The 17,597-nt window shown below is 64.6% G+C and carries 14 protein-coding genes; 9 read left to right on the forward strand and 5 right to left on the reverse strand.

Going from position 1 to position 17,597, the window contains the following annotated elements:
- Window positions 1–173: 173 nt before the first annotated feature.
- The 6 genes from V3572_RS13545 (at window position 174) to V3572_RS13570 (ending at window position 7,765) form a co-directional block, all read left to right on the forward strand.
- Window positions 174–1,175 (forward strand): sugar ABC transporter substrate-binding protein, encoded by a 1,002-nt coding sequence (locus V3572_RS13545; RefSeq protein WP_332111545.1) that lies wholly within the window; start codon window positions 174–176, stop codon window positions 1,173–1,175.
- 110 nt (window positions 1,176–1,285) lie between these two features.
- Entirely contained in the window at window positions 1,286–2,065 is a 780-nt protein-coding gene (locus tag V3572_RS13550; protein WP_332111546.1) for an ATP-binding cassette domain-containing protein, read from the forward strand.
- Complete coding sequence (locus tag V3572_RS13555; protein ID WP_332111547.1) at window positions 2,062–3,033, forward strand: ABC transporter permease; 972 nt, start codon at window positions 2,062–2,064, stop codon at window positions 3,031–3,033. The genes V3572_RS13550 and V3572_RS13555 overlap by 4 nt, the downstream gene beginning before the upstream one ends.
- Before the next feature lie 6 nt (window positions 3,034–3,039).
- Window positions 3,040–4,407: an alpha-galactosidase gene (gene melA, locus V3572_RS13560; RefSeq protein WP_332111548.1), complete on the forward strand. Its 1,368-nt coding sequence runs from the start codon at window positions 3,040–3,042 to the stop codon at window positions 4,405–4,407.
- Between the two features lie 200 nt (window positions 4,408–4,607).
- Window positions 4,608–7,028, forward strand: coding sequence for a methyl-accepting chemotaxis protein (locus V3572_RS13565; protein ID WP_332111549.1), 2,421 nt, complete (start codon window positions 4,608–4,610; stop codon window positions 7,026–7,028).
- A 17-nt stretch (window positions 7,029–7,045) separates the two neighbouring features.
- Window positions 7,046–7,765: a hypothetical protein gene (locus tag V3572_RS13570; RefSeq protein WP_332111550.1), complete on the forward strand. Its 720-nt coding sequence runs from the start codon at window positions 7,046–7,048 to the stop codon at window positions 7,763–7,765.
- Here the strand turns inward: V3572_RS13570 and V3572_RS13575 are convergent.
- Together V3572_RS13575 and V3572_RS13580 are read right to left on the reverse strand one after the other, a co-directional pair.
- The gene (locus tag V3572_RS13575; RefSeq protein WP_332111551.1) at window positions 7,707–10,115 is read right to left on the reverse strand and encodes a sensor histidine kinase; all 2,409 of its coding nucleotides are present in this window, start codon (window positions 10,113–10,115) and stop codon (window positions 7,707–7,709) included. The two genes, V3572_RS13570 and V3572_RS13575, sit on opposite strands and share 59 nt — an antisense overlap.
- Window positions 10,116–10,145: 30 nt before the next feature.
- Window positions 10,146–10,655: a hypothetical protein gene (locus V3572_RS13580; RefSeq protein WP_332111552.1), complete on the reverse strand. Its 510-nt coding sequence runs from the start codon at window positions 10,653–10,655 to the stop codon at window positions 10,146–10,148.
- Between the two features lie 241 nt (window positions 10,656–10,896).
- On the opposite strand from V3572_RS13580, the gene V3572_RS13585 reads away from it, so the two are divergent.
- A complete protein-coding gene (locus V3572_RS13585; RefSeq protein ID WP_332111553.1) occupies window positions 10,897–11,190 on the forward strand; it encodes a c-type cytochrome in 294 nt (97 codons plus the stop codon).
- A 13-nt stretch (window positions 11,191–11,203) separates the two neighbouring features.
- Here V3572_RS13585 and V3572_RS13590 read toward each other — a convergent pair whose 3' ends face one another.
- Window positions 11,204–12,448: an HD domain-containing phosphohydrolase gene (locus V3572_RS13590; RefSeq protein WP_332111554.1), complete on the reverse strand. Its 1,245-nt coding sequence runs from the start codon at window positions 12,446–12,448 to the stop codon at window positions 11,204–11,206.
- Between the two features lie 360 nt (window positions 12,449–12,808).
- Between V3572_RS13590 and V3572_RS13595 the strand changes: the two genes are divergently transcribed.
- Window positions 12,809–13,456, forward strand: a complete 648-nt coding sequence (locus V3572_RS13595) for a GDSL-type esterase/lipase family protein (RefSeq protein WP_332111555.1) — start codon at window positions 12,809–12,811, stop codon at window positions 13,454–13,456.
- 225 nt (window positions 13,457–13,681) lie between these two features.
- Window positions 13,682–14,242 carry a tetratricopeptide repeat protein gene (locus V3572_RS13600; RefSeq protein ID WP_332111556.1) on the forward strand — a complete coding sequence of 187 codons (561 nt, stop codon included), beginning with the start codon at window positions 13,682–13,684 and terminating at the stop codon, window positions 14,240–14,242.
- A 128-nt stretch (window positions 14,243–14,370) separates the two neighbouring features.
- On the opposite strand, the gene V3572_RS13605 is transcribed toward V3572_RS13600, so the two are convergent.
- Both V3572_RS13605 and V3572_RS13610 read right to left on the reverse strand, forming a co-directional pair.
- Entirely contained in the window at window positions 14,371–16,005 is a 1,635-nt protein-coding gene (locus V3572_RS13605) for a two-component system response regulator (RefSeq protein WP_332111557.1), read from the reverse strand.
- 15 nt (window positions 16,006–16,020) lie between these two features.
- Window positions 16,021–17,307: an EAL and HDOD domain-containing protein gene (locus V3572_RS13610; protein WP_332111558.1), complete on the reverse strand. Its 1,287-nt coding sequence runs from the start codon at window positions 17,305–17,307 to the stop codon at window positions 16,021–16,023.
- Window positions 17,308–17,597 lie beyond the last annotated feature (290 nt).

Below are 17,597 nucleotides of genomic sequence, written 5' to 3' on the forward strand. Positions count from 1 at the left end.
TTCCCCGCCTCCGAGGTTTCCCGCCGTTTGAAATGCCGCTGAATCCGTCACGACCCCTTCCTTGCGGCGCGGGCTTTTGTCCGCGATGCCGCATGCTTTGCTGGACCGGATAAAAATTTCCTGTTATATTAATATATTATGTTTTTCTATCCATTTTACCGGAGGGAATAGGAATGCGAAATAGTTGCCGCCTGGCGCTCGCCGTCATGTGCGTCCTGGGAATGTTCGCCGCCACGACGGTCTTTGCCGCAGAGAAGCTGGAACAGACGGGCAAGGGGCTGACCATTTATTTCGACGTGGGCGGGGCCGTGGGCGAGCCCTACGCCACGGTGGTGCAAAACGGGGCCGCCCAGGCCGCCGCCGACCTCGGCTGCGAGGTGAAATTCGTCTATTCCGACTGGGATCCGCAGGTCATGGTGGAGAATTTCAAGAAATCCCTGGCCGCCAAGCCCGACGGCATCGTGGTCATGGGACATCCCGGCGACGACGCCTATGCCCCGCTGATAAGCGAGGCCATCGCCAAGGGCATCGTGGTCACGGCCACGGATACGGAACTTCCCGGGCTGACGGCCGCCAACCAGTCCAAGGGCTTCGGCTACGCGGGCGTGGACAACAAGGCCCGGGGCATCGCCCTGGCCTCCGAGGCCATCCGCCGCTTCGGGCTCGCCAAAGGCGACAAAGCCCTGGTGTGGGGCCTCAAAAGCAAGCCTACCCGGGGCTTGAGCACCGTGGGCATCATCGAGACCCTGGAAAAGGCCGGGCTCGCCGTGGGCTACATGGAGATCACCCCGGAGATCGACAAGGACGCCTCCCTGGGCGCGCCGCTGATGACCGCCGCCCTGGCCGCCAACCCGGACACCAAGGTCGTGTTCATGGACCATGGGGCCCTGACCGGCCAGTTGGAGAACTTTTTCCGCGCCGCCGGGGTGGCCCCGGACAAGATCATCGGCTGCGGCTTCAGCCTGTCCCCGGCCACGGCTGCGGCCATCAAAAGCGGCTACGTGGACCTGGTGGGCGACGGACAGCCCTTCCTGCAGGGCTACCTGCCGGTTTTGCAGATCGCGCTGACCAAGAAGTTCGGCTTCTCGGGCCTGGTCATCGAGACCGGGGCCGGATTCGTGCACAAGGACAACATCGACTTCATCGCCCCCCTGGCCAAGAAGGGATTGCGGTAGCGACGGCTCGCGACCCCGGCGCCGCCGCAAGCCTGTCCGGCGGCGCCGGGGCGTGGCCACGGTTTCGGCTGCACCGATCCTGCCCACCCCCGCCAACCCGGAGTCCCGCCGTGGCCGATCCGAATCCCCCCGCGCCGCTTGTCGCCCTGCGGCGCATCTGCAAATCCTTCCATGGGGCGGCCGCTTTGCGCGACATCGACTTTAGCCTGCATCCGGGCGAGGTGGTGGCCCTTCTTGGCGACAACGGGGCCGGGAAAAGCACGCTGGTCAAGATCCTCTCCGGGGTGATCACGGCCGACTCCGGTGAAATGCGCATTAAGGGCAAGGCGGTGGACATCCGGCGCTTCACCGTCCAGACCGCCCGAAGCCTGGGGGTGGAGACCGTCCATCAGGACCGCTCCCTGGGGGAGAAGCAACCCCTGTGGCGCAACGTGTTCATGGGGCGGTCCCGGACCAATCGCCTGGGATTTATCGACGTGGCCCGGGAACGGGCCGAGACCCTGGACATCCTGCACGGACGCCTGGGCCTGCGCGGCCCGGGCCTGGACGCCGACGCCGAGGTGGGCGTCCTCTCCGGCGGCGAGCGGCAGGGCTTGGCCATCGGCCGGGCCATGCATTTCCAGGCCGACATCGTCATTTTGGACGAACCCACCACGGCGTTGTCGCTTACGGAGGTGGGCAAGGTGTTGGAGTTCATCGGCCAGGTCCGGGCCGAGGGCAAGGCCTGCCTGTTCATTTCCCACAACATGGCCCATGCCTATATGGCCGCAGACCGCTTTTTTCTCCTGGATCGGGGCATGTGCATCGGCCAATACGCCAAATCCGAGCTGTCCCAGGAGGGCCTCCTGCGGGCCCTCATGGACGCGGCCGCAGGCCGGGTGGGCGCGTGACCCCCGTTTCCCGCTCCTTCATCCGAAATTTCGGGCCCCAGATCGGGGTCACCATCCTGTTGGCCGTGCTGCTTTCGGTGTTCATGATCGCCAGCCCCCAGACCTTTTTGGGCGCACGCATCTACCTGTCGTTTTTATCGACCATTCCCTTCACCACCCTCTTGGCCCTGGGACTGACCTTTTGCGTGGCCTCGGGGGAGATGGACCTGTCGTTCCCCTCGGTCATGGCCGTCAGCGGACTGGCCTTCGCCTCGGTGTTTACGGCCTGCGGCAGTGCGGCGCTTGGGGTGGCGGCGGCCCTGGCCACGGGGGTGCTGGCCGGGCTGCTGAACGGTTTTTTGGTGGTGGGCGTGGGGGCGCCGTCGATCATCGCCACCATCGGAACCCAGTTTTTCTGGCGCGGCGCGGCCATCGTCCTGGCCGACGGGCTGGCCCTGAATCTGGTGGATGTCCGGGAGACCGCCACCTACGACCTCCTGGTGGGGCGTCTTTTCGGGGTGATCCCGGCCCACGCCCTGTGGTGCCTGGGCCTGGCCGTCCTTTTCTGGTACGTGATGCACCGCCACGTCTTCGGGGACGCCCTGCTGTTTGTAGGCGACAACTACCGGGCCGCGAAAATGATGGGGGTGCCCGTCAACCGGGCCCGCTACGGACTGTTCATGTTCATGGGCGGACTGTCGGCCTTCGTGGCCGTGTTGATCTGCCTGGAGATGGCCAACTGGTGGCCAACCCAGGGCGAGGGCTACCTGCTTTTGGTCTTCGCCTCGGTGTTTATCGGCGGCACGTCGGTTTTCGGGGGCAAGGCCACCATCTACGGCACGGTGGCGGGCTCGATCATCATCGGCATCATCGAGGCGGGCATCGTCGCCGCCGGATTGGCCGGGTTTTGGACCCGGCTGGTCTACGGCCTGATCATCATCGTCTCGGTTTCCGTCCACGCCCTGGTGCTCAAAACCAAACGGGAATAAGGGACCATGCCCAAAATCGTCATCATCGGCGCGGGAAGCGTCATGTTCACCCGTCAGATGTTGTCCTCGCTTTTTTCCCACGAGAGCCTGGGCGGCGCGACCGTCGTCCTGGAGGACGTCAATCCCGCGATACTGGACCGGACCCTGCGGCTGGTGCGGCTTATGGTCGCCCAGAATCGGATCAAGGCCCGGGTCACGGCCACCACGGACCAGAAAAAGGCCCTGCGCGGCGCGGATTTCGTCATCTGCGCCATCCAGGCGGGCGGCCTTGAGGCCTGGCGGCTGGACATGGACATCCCTAAAAAATACGGGGTGATCCAGGAGGTGGGCGACACCCTTGGCCCCGGCGGCGTGTTCCGGGCCCTGCGCCACATCGGGCCCATGCTGTCCATCCTGCGGGACATGGAAAAGCTGTGCCCCGAGGCGCTTTTCATCAACAAGTCGAATCCCTTGGCCCCCCTGGTCTGGGCCGCCCGCAAGGCCTCGCCCATAACCTCCATCGGGCTGTGCTACGGCGTGACCTACACCGTGGCCCAGTTGGCCGGGTACCTGGGCATCGGTCCATGGGTGGATCATCCGCACAGCCCCGAGGCCTGGGCGAGGCTCATGTACAGCCCCGTGCCCGAAGGGGTGGAATTCACCTTCGGGGGCATCAACCACATGTCCTGGATCCTGTCCCTGAAATACCAGGGTCGGGACATGTACCCCGAGATACGAACGTTGCCGGAAAACCCCGAGGTCATGGCCGCCGACGGGGTGCGTTGCGAGATCCTGCGCCACTTCGGCCTGTGGTCCACGGAAAACCACTGGCATTTTACGGACTACGTGCCCTACTTCCGCAAAAACGAGGAGACCATCAACCGCTTCCTGCCCCGGCGCTGGGATCTCCTGAACCTGGAGCGGCGGGTCCATGCCGCAGGGACGGCCGAGATCGAGGCCCAGTTGGCCGGAGAAAAGCCCGTGGAGGTACGCCGAAACGTGCTCAACGCCCCCCGGATCATCCAGGCCATGGTTTCCGGCCAAACCGTCCGGGTCAACGCCAACCTGCCCAACAACGGGCTGGTGGCGAATCTGCCCGCCGAATGCATGGTGGAGGTTCCGGTCTATGTGGACGGGACCGGGCTGCATCCCGTGGCTGTGGGCAGCCTTCCCCGCCAATGCGCGGCGCTGTGCGCGAGCAACGTGAGCGTCCAGGGGTTGGTGGTGGAGGCGGCCCTGGAAAAGCGCCCCGAGGCCGCGTTGTACGCCCTGTCCCTCGACCCGGTGACCGCCGCCGTCTGCACCCTGGACCAGATCCGGGACATGTTCGAGGAACTGCGACAGGCGCAGCGCCCCTGGCTCGGGGACTGGATGGGCACGCCGGGCCGGGTCTGATCCTGACTGTCCATGGCTGGCGGCGGGAGGCCGGGGCGGCCCGGAGCCGCGGCCGCCGCCTGCGGCGTTTCACGAATTTGTGCATTTATCCGCACACAATTTGACAATTTTCCCCTCCTTGTAGGATAGCATCCCCTGCAAGGTTTGCGAGACGCAGCGGGCGTCTTTCATCCGGCACGACTTTTTCCCCGGAGGCTCGCATGTTCCGTTCCCTTACGCTCACGGCAAAGATCATCCTCGGCGGCATCGTCCTGGCCCTTTTGTCCACGGCCATCATGGGCGGCATCAACCAGTGGCGGGTCATCCCGGCGCTCTCGGAAATGGGCGGGACGTTTCTCGCAACAGTGAGCGCCGACGTCATGTCCGCCGTCAAGATGCAAAACGCCATCACCCAGGAAAAGGTCAACGCCGACCTGGAGCTGCTGTTCATGGAAATGGCCCGTTTCGGCCAGGTGGAGGAGGACCGCACCCGCCCCGTGTCCATGGAGATCGTCAACCAGGCCACCGGGGCCAGGGAAAAGGCCCATGTCCCCAAGCTCACCGCAGGCTACCAGGACATCACCGGAAACTTCGAGATCGTGGACCAGATGCAAAAAATGGTCGGCGGCACGGCCACCATCTTCCAGGTGCTCCCCGGGAAGATGGTGCGGGTGTCCACCAACGTGCGCCGTCCCGACGGGGAGCGGGCCGTGGGCACCTATATCGACGAATCGAGCCCGGTCTATCAGGCCTGCCTGCGCGGCGAGACCTACCGGGGCCGGGCCTTCGTGGTCGGTGACTGGTACGTCACGGCGTACAAGCCCATCATGGACGCCGAAGGCAAGGTCATGGCCGTGGTCTATGTGGGCCGCCCCATCATGAGCATGCAGTTGCGCGCCGCCCTGGAGGCCACCCGGGTGGCGGGCAAGGGGTTCGCCTTTGTCTACAACTCCGCAGGCGACATCCTGCAAAGCAACGACCCGGACCTGCGCGGCAAAAACCTCAAGGACTATCCCTTCGGGCAAAGGCTCTTGGACCAAAAAGACGGTCTGGTGGACTACGTCTCCGGCGAGACCCCCAAAAAGGCCCTGGTGCGGTATTTCGAGCCCTGGGACTGGCATGTGGCCGTGGGCGTGGACGCCGCCGACCTGGATCACGGCATGGGGGCGCATCTGACCCAGGCCGCCTTTTTGAGCGCGGGCGTGGCCGTGGCCGTGGGCATCGTCCTGGCCCTTTTGGCCAGCGGCTACGTGACCCGGCCCCTGCGCCGGGCCGAGGAGGCCGCCCGGCGCATCGCCGCCGGGGACCATTCTCTGCGTCTGGCCGAGGGCCGCGACGAGGTGGGCCGCCTGTCCACGGCGTTTAACGCCATCCTCGACGCCAACGACCAGGCCGCCCGGGTCAACGCCAATTACGTGAACATGCTAAACGCCGTGGACGACCCGATTTTCGCCGTGGACGGGGACATGCGCATCATCGCGGCCAACGCCCGGGCCGCCGTCCTGGCCGGGAAAAGCCAGGAGAGCCTTGCCGGGGCGACCTGCCGGGACGTCTTCCCGGCGGCCCTGTGCGACGCGGCGGCCTGCTCCGCCGGGGATGCGGCCGGATGTGCGGATGACGCCGCCGGGGGGGCCGAGTCCGGCATCATCGAGATCACCCTTGGCGATGCGGCGCGCTTCGTCAAACCCGTCAGCGGGGTCATGCGCGACGCCTCGGGCCGGACCCTGGGCTACGTGGAGGTGGCCCGGGACGTGACCGCCATGGTGCGGGCCGAGCGGGCCATGGCCGAGAACCTGGAGCGCACCAGCCGGGTGGGCGAGGAGATCAACGTCGTCGGGCGACGTATCGCCAAGGCCCTGGAAGGCATCTCCGGACAGGTGGACGAGGTGCGCCAGGGCTCCGAGCGGCAAAGCCGCCGGGTGGGCGAGACGGCCACGGCCATGGGCCAGATGAACGCCGCCGTCCTGGAGGTGGCCAAAAACGCCGCCGAGGCCGCCCAAAACGCCGCCAGCGCCCGGACCAAGGCCGAGGAGGGGGCCCAGGTGGTGCAAAAGGCCGTGGCCTCCATCGCCGCCGTGGAACAGCAGGTGGTGTCCCTGCGGGACAAGATGGAGGGCCTGGGGGAGAAGGCCCAGGGCATCGGACGCATCATCGGGGTCATCAGCGACATTGCCGACCAGACCAATCTTTTGGCCTTAAACGCGGCCATCGAGGCCGCCCGGGCCGGGGAGGCCGGACGCGGCTTCGCCGTGGTGGCCGACGAGGTGCGCAAGCTGGCCGAAAAGACCATGACCGCCACCAAGGAGGTGGAGACGGCCGTGGCCGACATCCAGCGCGGGGCCGCCGAGAACATGGAGGCCACCCAGGGCGCGGCCCGGGAGATCAGCGAGAGCACCCGCATGGCCCAGCAGTCCGGCGGCTATCTGACGGACATCGTGCAACTGGTCACGGCCACGGCCGATCAGGTGCGCTCCATCGCGGCCTCGGCCGAGGAACAGTCGGCGGCCAGCGAGCACGTCAGCGCGGCCATGGACGAGGTCAGCCGCATCTCGGCCGAGACCGCCGAGGGCATGGTGGAGTCGGCCGACGCCGTGGGGGAGTTGGCGGAACTGGCCGGGAAACTGCGGGTATTGGCGGAGTAGTCCGGGAGATGGCGGGCGTGGCCACGAATCGCCGACAGGCCGGGAAAACGACGGCGCATGCGGCCGGGCCCGGGGGCGGGCCATGGACCAGACAGGCCTGCCGCTACCTGCGGGCTGCGCCCTTTCCCCATGTCTCGACGGTGTTGGCCCTGTGCGCGGCGGGTTTTTTCGGCGGGGTCGGATTCGAGGCCTTCGAACGGGGGTTTGCCGCCGCAGGCTGGGCGCTCACCGGCATGGCCTCGGGATGGCTGGCGGCGGCGGGTCTGTGTCAGGCCGACGCCTGCAGCCGCTACCGCGAATATCGCCGGGTCAAGGCCATCTTCCTGCGCCGGGGTTTTTGCCGCCGCACCCTGCGCGTCATGTCCGGCTCGCGTTGTCGTCGCGACGCAGCCCTGCTGGCCGCCGGGGAAATCGGGCGCCGCGCCTGCGCCAGCCGTTATTTCCGGGAATTGGGCTACCGGTGGCGGCATCTGGCGCCGGATGCGGTGGCCTCGGACCCCTGGCGTCTGTTTGACCGCCGTTTTCTGCACACCACCTTCGTCCCCGGCAAGGGGATCGGGCCGCACACCCGGGCCGGACGCGTTCCATTCGTCGCGTCGGGCCTGGATGCGGCCGTGCCCAAACGTCAGACCGTCGCCGAGGCGTCGTCCTCCCCGCATTCCGGATGTCCCCGGGGCGTCAGGCGGCGGGGGTTTTCGTCTGTGGCGGCGTCTGGGCCAGGGGAAGATCGAAGGTGACCCGGGTTCCCTGACCCGGCGTGGATTCGGCCCAGATGCGTCCGCCGTAGTGGCTGACGATCTGGCGGCAGATGGACAGGCCAAGGCCCGTCCCCCGGGGCTTGTCCTCCAGGGTCGGGCCGGATTTGACCTGTTGGAACTTGTCGAAAATGCGCTCCAGATTTTCCGGGGCGACCCCCACCCCGGTATCCTCCACCCGCACCCGCAGGACGTTTTCCCCGCCCAGATGTCGGGCCGTGAGGCGCACCTCGCCCGAGGGCGTGAACTTGGCCGCGTTGTGCAGGAGGTTGATGGCCACCTGCATGAGCCGGTCGGGGTCCACCCGGATGGCGGGCAGCGCCTCGGACAAGGAGACGGTCAGGCGCACCAGGGGGTTGCCGTCGAACTGGCCGCGTACGGCTTCCACGGATCGCTCCAGAACCTCGGCCGGATTGACGGTCAGATCGTTCCAGACCATGCGCCCGGACTCGATGCGGCTTAAGTCCAGGACGTCGTTGATGAGCCGGGTGAGGCGCTCGCCCTCGTTGGCGATGATCTCCAGATTGTGGACGATGCGTTCGGCCCGGCCTGCCGTGTCTGGATCGGCCTGGGCGGTGGGCAAAAAGGCCCGCTCGAAGTCCTTTAAAATGAGCTTGGAAAAGCCCAGGATGGAGGTCAGCGGGGTGCGCAGTTCGTGGGAGACCGAGGACAGGAAGGCGGATTTCATATGGTCGAGCTCGGTCAAGCTGCGGTTGGCCGCTTCGAGTTCGGCGGCCTTGACGGACAGCTTGCGGGTGCGGTCCACCACGGCGGTCTTTAAGTGCCGGATAAGCACGTCCAGACGCCGTTCGGCGCGTTTGCGGGCGGTGATGTCGGTCACCGTGCCCTCGAAATAGAGAATGTCCCCGGAGGCGTCGAGGATGGTGTGGGCGTTGATGGAGACCCAGATGACCACGGCGTCCTTGCGCTGCATGCGGGTTTCGAAGCCGCGTGTTTCGCCTGCGGCCAAAAGGCTCTGGATCAGGGCCTCCCAGTCCGTCTGGCTGGTGAACAGCTCCTGGCCGATGTCCTTGGCCTGGGTCAGCAGTTCCTGGGGGGAGTCGTAGTTGAGGATGCGGGCCATGGCCGGGTTGGCGCTGTAGAAGCGGCCCAGGGGTGTGGTCTGGAAAATGCCTTCCGAGGCCTTTTCGAAAATGTCGCGGTAGTTTTTTTCCGATTCCCGCAGGGCCGAATAGGAACTGGAAAGATCCCGGGCCAGGGTGTTTAAGGCCTCTTCGATGCGCCCCCATTCGTCGGAGCGGTTCAGGCGCACCGGGGTTTCCAGGCGTCCGGCGCGCAGGGATTCGATGCCGCGCAAAATGGCCTGCAAGGGTCGGTTGACGATGCGCTTGATGAAAAAACCCATGGTGAAGAGCAAAACGACCACCATGGCGGCCGTGGAGAAAAATACCATGCGCCGGGTGGAGTCGATGATGTCCGCGATCTCGTTTTGCACGGCCAGTGTGGTCTGGGTGTTGCGTTCGTCCAGACCCTCCATGACGGCCATGGCCCCGTCCTTGGAATGCTTGAGGCCGTCCATGCCCACCGCCAGGTCGGACATGGAGGAGCGCAGGATGCGGGCCGCGTTTTTGTAGCCTGCCAGGGCCGATGCCGTGTCTTCCACATGAGCGGCGACGTTCGGCCCAAGGATCGCCAACTGGGGAATGCTCAGCAGGATCTCGTCCAAAAGGGCCAAAGCCTGGGACGGGTCGTCGGCGTGGACCGGATCGATGCGGCCGAGCAGGCTGTCGGCCTGGGACAATTTTTCCCGCAGATCGGCCAGGGCGGCGACCGGCGCCTCCGGGGCCTCCGGGGCCGGACTCCCGTCCCCTTCCCAGGGCTGGCCGTCCGGGTGCAGGGCGTCCTGGATCGATCCGGTCAGGCGGTCCAGGGCCAGGTGCGCCCCGGATTTGGCCTGGGCGGCCATGCGCAGGGCCCCTGAGGCCTGGACGAGATCCTCAAGGATCACATCCAGGGAGCGGGCGAACCCCTCTATGGCGGTCTTGATTTCGGGCGCAGGATTATCTTCCAGAAGCGACAGGCAGGAGGCGACGATGCGGTCTCCCTTTTCGCGCAGGGAGGCCTCGTCCGGGGAAAAGGCGCTGAACAAAAGCCCCACTGAGGCGTAGCTCTCGGAGAACCTGCGCCCGATGCGGGCGTTTCGGGTCATCTCCGCCATGTCCCGGTGGATGGCTGTCCGGGTGAGATCCTGGATGTGCCCGAAGGAATACAGCGTCAAAAGGGCCATGCCCACAAACCCGGCGCAGACCAGGGCGGTCACGCTCAAAAGCTGGGTTCGAATGGAAAGCCCGTACCGTTCGCCGTGTGCCATGACGCCGCATCCCACGGCCAGCCGTGGGAACTACTCCCGGGGGATGGCGGCCAGTTCTCGGTTGATGTCGTAGAGGACGGTGGTCAACTGCAACAGATAGTTTTCATAAAGCTTTTGCACTGCTGAGGAGCCCTTGAGTTCGATCTCCTGGTTTTTGAGGGAGAGGAAATAGAGCATGTTGTTGAGGAAGACGACGTTGTTGCGGATTCTTTTAAGGATATAGCTGTTGAGATCTTGGTCGGAATAGGAGCCGAGCTTGATGTAGACGTACAGGATGTCGAGAATGTTGGTCAGGCAGACGGTGACCTTCTGGTGGGTGTGGAACAAAAAAGTCAGTTTTTCGTTCTCGACGCTTTCCTTGTCCCGGTCGTGGATCGGCAGCAGTTGGATGATCTCGTCTTCGAGCTTGCGGGCCTCATTGTCGTAGTATTTGACAATGTTATTCATGATGGCCACAAGCCGCGGCTCATAGTCCAGGGCGGGGGCCTGTGCGGGCAGGCAGACGATCACCAGGGCGGCGAAGAGGAAGGCCTTTTTCATTGGGTTTGGTCCTTTGGAATGGGGGTGGCCTTGTCGGCCACAGGGTCCGTCCGGGTGCGGATTCTAGCCGGATCAATGGCAAATGCAAACAGGAAAGTCGTTTTGGGTTTTCAGGGGGCCTGCAAGGGGTTTGCCGACCGGGGGGCGAGGGGTGTATGTGTGCGTCATCTGGAAGTCCCAGATGTTGCGGGCCGGGATGACGGGCGAACCGCCCCCGGTTCGAAGAACCAAGGAGGAGCGTATGACGGGAAGATTTGGCGCATGCATCGTTGCCGCGATCCTGGCTCTGTCACTGGCGGGCGCGGCTTTGGCGGGGGATGCGGCCAAGGGCGAGGCCCTGGCCAAGGGGTGTTCGTGCCATAAGAAGGGGGATCTGAACGGCAGGCCCGAGGCCGATCTGCTGGCCAAGATGCAAGCCTACAAGGCCGGGCAGGGGCCGAACAAGGCCATGGTCACCATCATGAAGAAGGTCGCGGACGCCGATCTGCCGGATCTGGCTGCGTACTATGCCGGTCTGGAGGCCGTGAAGAAGTAGTGCGGGGCGGGGCTCAGGGATCGGGAAAACGTTCCCGGATGGCCGTGACCACCGCGCCGAGGGAAAAAAAGGCCCGCACCACCTCGGGGTCGAAGTGTTTGCCGGATTCCCGGATGATGTGGGCCCTGGCTTGGTCGTCGGGCCAGGCCTGCTTGTAGACCCGCCGGGAGATCAGGGCGTCGTAGACGTCGGCCAGGGCCACGATGCGCGCCGCCAGAGGGATGTCCTGCCCGGCCAGGGGGGCCAATCCGTCCGGGACGGGTTGGTCCGGGTGCGCCTGGGGGAACAGGAGGCCCTTGCAGGCCGGATATCCCGCGCCGTCGAACCGCTGGTGATGGTGGGCGGCGATGTCAGCGGCCATGGCGTCCAGTTCCGAGCCCGGATCGCGGAAAAGGGCCGCCCCGTGCCAGGTGTGGCGGCACATGATGGCCCGTTCCCCGGGAGTCAGGGGGCCGGGTTTCATCAGGATGCCGTCGGGAATCCCCACCTTGCCCACGTCGTGCAGCATGGCCGCCACGGACAAGAGATCCTTGGTCCGCTTCAGCACCCCCGAACCCACCCCCCTGGCCAGGGCCAGGGCGTGATAGATCTCCGCCGCGTAGGCGCCCACACGCTGGGCATGGGGCCCCGTCTCGGAGGGGTCGCGCAATTCGGCCATGCGTACCATGCGCAGCACCATCTCCCGGGTCATGAGCCCGGTCTCGATGGCCGCTGCGGCGTGATGCGTCAAAAGGGCCGCGTAGTCGGCCGCCTCCGGGGAGAACGGCCCGGGTTTGCCGCGCGGCCCGGCGGCGTTGATGAGCTGCATCACGGCCACCACCATTCCCCGGGAGTTGACCACCGGCAGGGACAGGATGGAGCGGGTGCGGTAGCCCGAGCGTTTGTCGAAGTCGATGTTGAAATGGTAGGGCGCGTCCTCCGGAAGGGACCAGGCGTCTTCGATGACCACGGTCTGGCCGGTGAGGGCCGCGTACCCGGCGATGGAGGAGTCGTCGATGGGCAGGGAGGCGCTCTGGTACACGCGCTCGGTCAGGTTCTCGGCCCCGGCCAGGCGGTCGTTTTGCACAAAGCTGAAGCCCAGCCGGTCCCCCTCCCGCAAAAAAACCGTCCCGGCCTCGGCCCCGGACAGTTCCCTGGCTTCGGACAGGATGCGCTCAAGGATGGCGTCAAGGCTGGTGAGCTCCCGCAGGGAGCTGAACAACTCCAGGATGCGGGATACGGTTTTCGGGGATCGCGTCGTCTGTCGTTTCTGGGGCACGCCATGCCTCCGGGGCTTTGCCGACATCGCCTCTACGCCCCGCAGGCGGCGCCGAAGGGCGTCCCCACGGGGATGTGCCTGCATTCCCGATATATTTCACCTATCCGTGATCGCCCTGGGCGTCAAACGCCCCTGTCGGGAACGGCCCCGTCCGGCCTTGGCGCATCCCCTGGCGGGTGTGGGGCGGCGGCGGCCTCCGGCTCGGAGGATTCTCTTGTATCTATTTAGAAAAATTCATAAAAATATCTTTTCCAGACCCCTTTCCAATGTTTGGGGGGCGTGCTACACGCAATTTCGATTTCGCCAGGGTCCAACGGGGGTTGGTCCCCTGCGAAATATCTGGGGGAGGCGCGAAGAAATATGTCCAGGGAAAGATGCGTCCGCGTATTTGCCGTGGCGCTCGTTTTTTTTGCATTGTGCGCGAGCCGGGCGAACGCCACGGTTGTGTTTCTCGGCAGCAGCCAGACGGCTGGCTGGAAGTACATGGGCTGCTTCAAGGACGTCGTCAACAAAGGCGCTGTCAGCAACAACACCTCGAAGATTCTCTCCTCTTTGCAACCTGTCCTCAGTTTGCATCCCGACAAGATTTTCATATTAGAGGGCATAAATGAGATCCACAGCGATATACCCGTCATTTTGGAGCGTTACGGGAAGATCGTGGAGCGTATCAACAAAGAGTCCCCGCAGACCATGGTTTTTGTGCAAAGCGTTCTCCCCGTGGTGAACCGCAAGGATTTGAGCAACGACAAGATCGTGGAATTCAACAAGGGCCTGGAGGCCCTGTGCGGGCGCAGTCAGAACTGCATTTATGTCGATCTGCATTCGCATTTTCTGTCCGGCGACGCCCTCAACAAGGAGTTGACCTCGGATGGGGTGCATCTCAAAGTGGGTGGATACCGCCTGTGGCAATCGCTCATCGAATATTACGTAACCGAGCAAAATGATCGTATTGTCAAACCCGACACCCTGGCCCGTCTGGCTCCGGGAGACGTGCCCCGCCCCAACTGAACATGCGCCGGTCGGCGCATGAAGACATCCCTGCTTCTTTTTCGTCATGCAGCGGGCCGTTTCCGACCCGCTTTTTTTCCTGCCGCCGTTATTTGAGAAGGCGGAAGGCGTTTCGGCGTCCAGGGTTTCGGCCGGTGGCGTTTTTTCGTAATATGTGGTGCGGGCCGCGATGAATTGCGCTATACGGTTCGTACTCGGTACAGTCCCGAAATGAAGGAGGAGAACATGAAAAAGGCGATTGCAGGTCTTGCCCTTGTCTTCGTGCTGGCCCTGGCGGCTTCGGGGTATGCATGGGAGAAACCCCCGTTTGGAAATGTGGATGCAAACAAGGATGGGGGCATTGTTTTCGAGGAGATCGTGATTTTCAACCCCAAACTGACCATCGAGGTTTTCGCCATCATCGACGTGAACAAGGACGGCAAGGTGGACGCCGCCGAATACGTAGTCATGGGGACGGCCCGCGGGGGCAAGGCTGCGGGCAAGGGCAAGTGGTGGAAGTGCTCCGACGCGGTGGGCATGGAACTGTACATCAAGGGCTCAAACGCCCTCTCTGCCGGGAAGAATCAGGAGGCTGCGGCCCTTTTGAGCGAGGCCATCGCCAAGGGGAACCTGTGCGTGGATTACTTGAGCTATGCCTATTACAACCGGGGGATCGCCTTCATGCGGCTGGGCGATGAGGCCAACGCCAAGAAGAGCCTGGAGAAGGCCCGGGCGCTCAACATCAACGACGTGGTGCCGCCAAACGATTTCGGCCTGTCCGGAACCCCCCGGCGCGGCGGGAAGTAGCCCCCGGGAAACAGCCGGTTCCGCTTGAATGAAGCATCGGCCCGCGACGTGCATCACGTCGCGGGCCGAGTACGTTTTGAGGGGTTTTGTCCCCCTGGTTCCCGGGGGCATGCGCCCGGCGCCGGGGGTTAGGCCTTTTCCGTGAAGAAACGGAAACCCATGCCGCCGGCCTTTTTGGTCTCGTACATGGCCCGGTCGGCCTTGCGCAAGATCTCGTCCGGAAAGATGCCGTCCTGCGGGTGCAGGGCGATGCCGATGCTGGCCCCCAGCACATGGCTGCGTCCGTCAATGGTCAGCGGGCGGGACAGGGTTTCGAGGATGCGGCTGGCCACCTCCGCCGCGTCCTGCCTCTGGGCCAGGTCGGGCAAAACCACCACGAATTCGTCCCCGCCCATGCGGGCCACGGTGTCGGCCTCGCGCAGGCATCGGGAAAGCAACCCGGCCGTGTGCCGCAGGGCTTCATCCCCGGCGTCGTGGCCGTGGGCGTCGTTTATGTCCTTGAAGCGGTCCAGGTCGATGTACAGGACCGCCGTGGCCGTCCCCCGGCGTTTCCCAGAGGACAGGGCGGTCTGGAGGCGGTCCTGGAGAAGCTGGCGGTTGGGCAGGCCGGTCAGGGAGTCGTGCAGGGCCATGTGCCGGATGCGCTCTTCGGCCAGTTTGATGCCGGTGATGTCCTGGCCGTTGATGACGATGTCACCTCCTGGCATGCGGGAGGTCTGGAGGCGGCAGAAGCGGCGCTCCCCGGTCTTGTGCAGGATGGAAAAGATGTGGTCGTCGTCTTCGCCCCCCGGCGTTCCCTGCCACAGGTCGAGGAAAAGGGCGCGTTCCGCCTCGTCGAGGATGACCGTCCCGGCCCAGGCCGGAAGGGGGGTCATTTCCGGCAAGGTGAATCCGAAAAGGCGGTGCATGCCGGGGCTGACGAATTTGACCTGCCCTTTGGCGTCGACCACGGCGATGCCGTCGTGGGAATTTTCCAGAATGGCGGCGATAAAGGCCTTCTCCTGCTGGAGTTCTTCTTTGATGCGGTGCCGCTCGGTGATGTCCACGGCGAAAAAGAGCACCAGGGAGTCGGTGATGAGATCGATGTTGACGTCCCACAGGCGGTCGTAGGCGCCGATGCCGGGAAAATCCACATGGGTTCCGGAATGGAAGTCGCCCAGGCGGGCTTCATGTACGGCCCGGGAGAAGAGTTGCGCAAAGGGGGTGTCGGCCATGGACGCGTCCGGGAGAAGACCCAGGCGATGGGCGAACCCGTTGGCCGACTGGATCAGGCCGTGTTCACGGTCCACGAGCATGGCCGGATTGGGCAGGCTGTCCAGGAGCAGTTCGTTTAAGCGTTTTTGCTTGTCGAGTTCCAGACGATGGCGGGCCGTGTCGGCCAGGCGGCCCAGCACGTCCAGAAGTTCGTGCGACTTGATGGGCTTGAGCAGGTAGCTGCCGATGCCGATGCGGATGGCCTTGCGCAAAAGCGCGGGATCGTCCAGGGAGGTGGTGACGATGATGGGCGTGTCCGGACGCATTTCGCGCATGGCCGTGGCCATGGCGATGCCGTCCATCTTGGGCATGCGTACGTCGGTGACCACCACGTCGGGATGGAAACGTACGAAGGCCATCAGCCCGTCACGCCCGTTTTCCGCCACATGCAGGGCCCCCACCCGGTCGGCGATGGCGGCGCGGACCAGGGCCACGGAAACGGGATCATCCTCAACGTACAAGACGGAGATGTCCGTGAGATCCGGGGCCTTGGGGTGAGGATTGGGCATGGTGCTCCGTGGGACTCAGATGGTGTTCAGGAAAAAGGAATTGGTCCACGTCAAGGCCTCATGGTAGCATTTCGCCACCAGGGCCGGATTGAGCCCGAGGGCCTCCACGAAGGCGTCCAGGTGTTTCCAGTCGGCTGTTTCGAAGCAATCGGCCAGTTCGAGCCAATCGGAATAGACATTGTGCTCGCCGCACAGGGCCTCCTTGAGCTCCTCGTCGATGGGCAGGGAGGTCACGATCTCGGGCATGGGCAGATCGAGCATGGCGTCGAGCAGGGAAAAAAGGCCCAGCAGAAAAAGGCCGGAGGACGATACCCGGGCGAAATGTTCCTCGGCCAGAAGCTCCATGAAACGCCCGCGCAAAACCGAGGCGAACGACAGTTCCCGGGTTTTTCCCCGGGGGGCCAGGTCGGTGAAGATGACCACCCGCAGCCAGTTGCGCAGGGGTTTCCAGCCGAGCATGATGATGGCCCGCTCGATGGAGTTCACCTTCTGGGGCAGCCCGAAGGCCGCCGAGTTGAGCAGGGCCAGGAGCCGGTAACTGATGGAGACGTCGGACTGGATGATCTCGGCCAGCTTGCCGACATCCATGTCCTCGCGTTCGATGAGCCGGAAAAGCTTGAGCCGGGATTGCTGGTTGGACGGCAGTTTGCGGCCGGGCACCAGCTCGGGGCGTTGGAAGAAAAAGCCCTGGAACCACGAAAAACCCATGGCCCGGGCCATATCGAAAAGTCCGGCCGTCTCCACCCGCTTGGCCAGAAGGATGGGGCCGTTTTTGCCCACCAGGTCGAGGATGTCCGCCACCTCGCCCGGGGGTTGGTCCAGCACGTCCACCTTGATGATGTCGGCCATGGCCAAGAGCGGTTCGCAGCCTCCGGTCTCCCGGAATCCGTCCAGGCACATCTGGTAGCCGTCGGATTTGAGCTTGTGGATGGCGGCCAGAAGATCCTTGTCCGGCAGGAAACATTCCCCGAATTCGACCACCGTGCGCCCCGGCGGCAGGGCGTAGGGGAGCTGGCTCAGGATGCCCGCCCGGCTGAAATTGACCATGATTTTGGGCTCCGCCGCCATGTCCGGCCCAAGACAGACATAGGCGTCGGCGATGACCTTCATGGTGGCCAGGCAATGATCTTCAAAGCTGGCGCAGGCCGAGTCCAGGGTATCCCGGAAGAGTAATTCGTAGCCGCGAACCTTTTTGGACTTGTCGAAAACAGGCTGCCGGGCCACCAGCGCGGCCGCGTAGGGATGGTCCTCGGGTGAAGCGCAGGTGTTGGCCCCGTCCACGGGGTTCGGGTGTGTCTTCATCGGCTTGGTATGCGGCGGGCGGAGTTTGCCGCATGGTGAAAAAAGTAGGGGGATTCCCGGCACACGTCAAGGCCGCGTCCGCCAGCGGCCCCGGAGTGGACGAACGCAGGCGGGCGGGCCGCCGCCGAAAAACGTTTTGTGCCGGGAACGGCGGCGTCGGTCAAGGTCGATAGAGGGGAAAGGCGGGTCCGGGGGTATCGCCGGGGCATGGGCGTGTGGCTGGCGCAGGAAGGCCCAGGCCCGCCGCCCAGGGGGCGAGGGCTGCGCGCAACAGCGCGCAACAGCGTGCA

The sequence above is a fragment of the Desulfolutivibrio sp. genome, assembly GCF_036584575.1.
Classification (GTDB): Bacteria; Desulfobacterota; Desulfovibrionia; order Desulfovibrionales; family Desulfovibrionaceae; genus Desulfolutivibrio.

Coding starts and splice junctions, on each gene's coding strand:
- V3572_RS13605 (WP_332111557.1), bottom strand. CDS start 16,005: ATGCCCAATCCTCACCCCAAGGCCCCGGATCTCACGGACATCTCCGTC.
- V3572_RS13565 (WP_332111549.1), top strand. CDS start 4,608: ATGTTCCGTTCCCTTACGCTCACGGCAAAGATCATCCTCGGCGGCATC.
- V3572_RS13580 (WP_332111552.1), bottom strand. CDS start 10,655: ATGAAAAAGGCCTTCCTCTTCGCCGCCCTGGTGATCGTCTGCCTGCCC.
- V3572_RS13545 (WP_332111545.1), top strand. CDS start 174: ATGCGAAATAGTTGCCGCCTGGCGCTCGCCGTCATGTGCGTCCTGGGA.
- V3572_RS13585 (WP_332111553.1), top strand. CDS start 10,897: ATGACGGGAAGATTTGGCGCATGCATCGTTGCCGCGATCCTGGCTCTG.
- V3572_RS13575 (WP_332111551.1), bottom strand. CDS start 10,115: ATGGCACACGGCGAACGGTACGGGCTTTCCATTCGAACCCAGCTTTTG.
- V3572_RS13595 (WP_332111555.1), top strand. CDS start 12,809: ATGTCCAGGGAAAGATGCGTCCGCGTATTTGCCGTGGCGCTCGTTTTT.
- V3572_RS13600 (WP_332111556.1), top strand. CDS start 13,682: ATGAAAAAGGCGATTGCAGGTCTTGCCCTTGTCTTCGTGCTGGCCCTG.
- melA (WP_332111548.1), top strand. CDS start 3,040: ATGCCCAAAATCGTCATCATCGGCGCGGGAAGCGTCATGTTCACCCGT.
- V3572_RS13610 (WP_332111558.1), bottom strand. CDS start 17,307: ATGAAGACACACCCGAACCCCGTGGACGGGGCCAACACCTGCGCTTCA.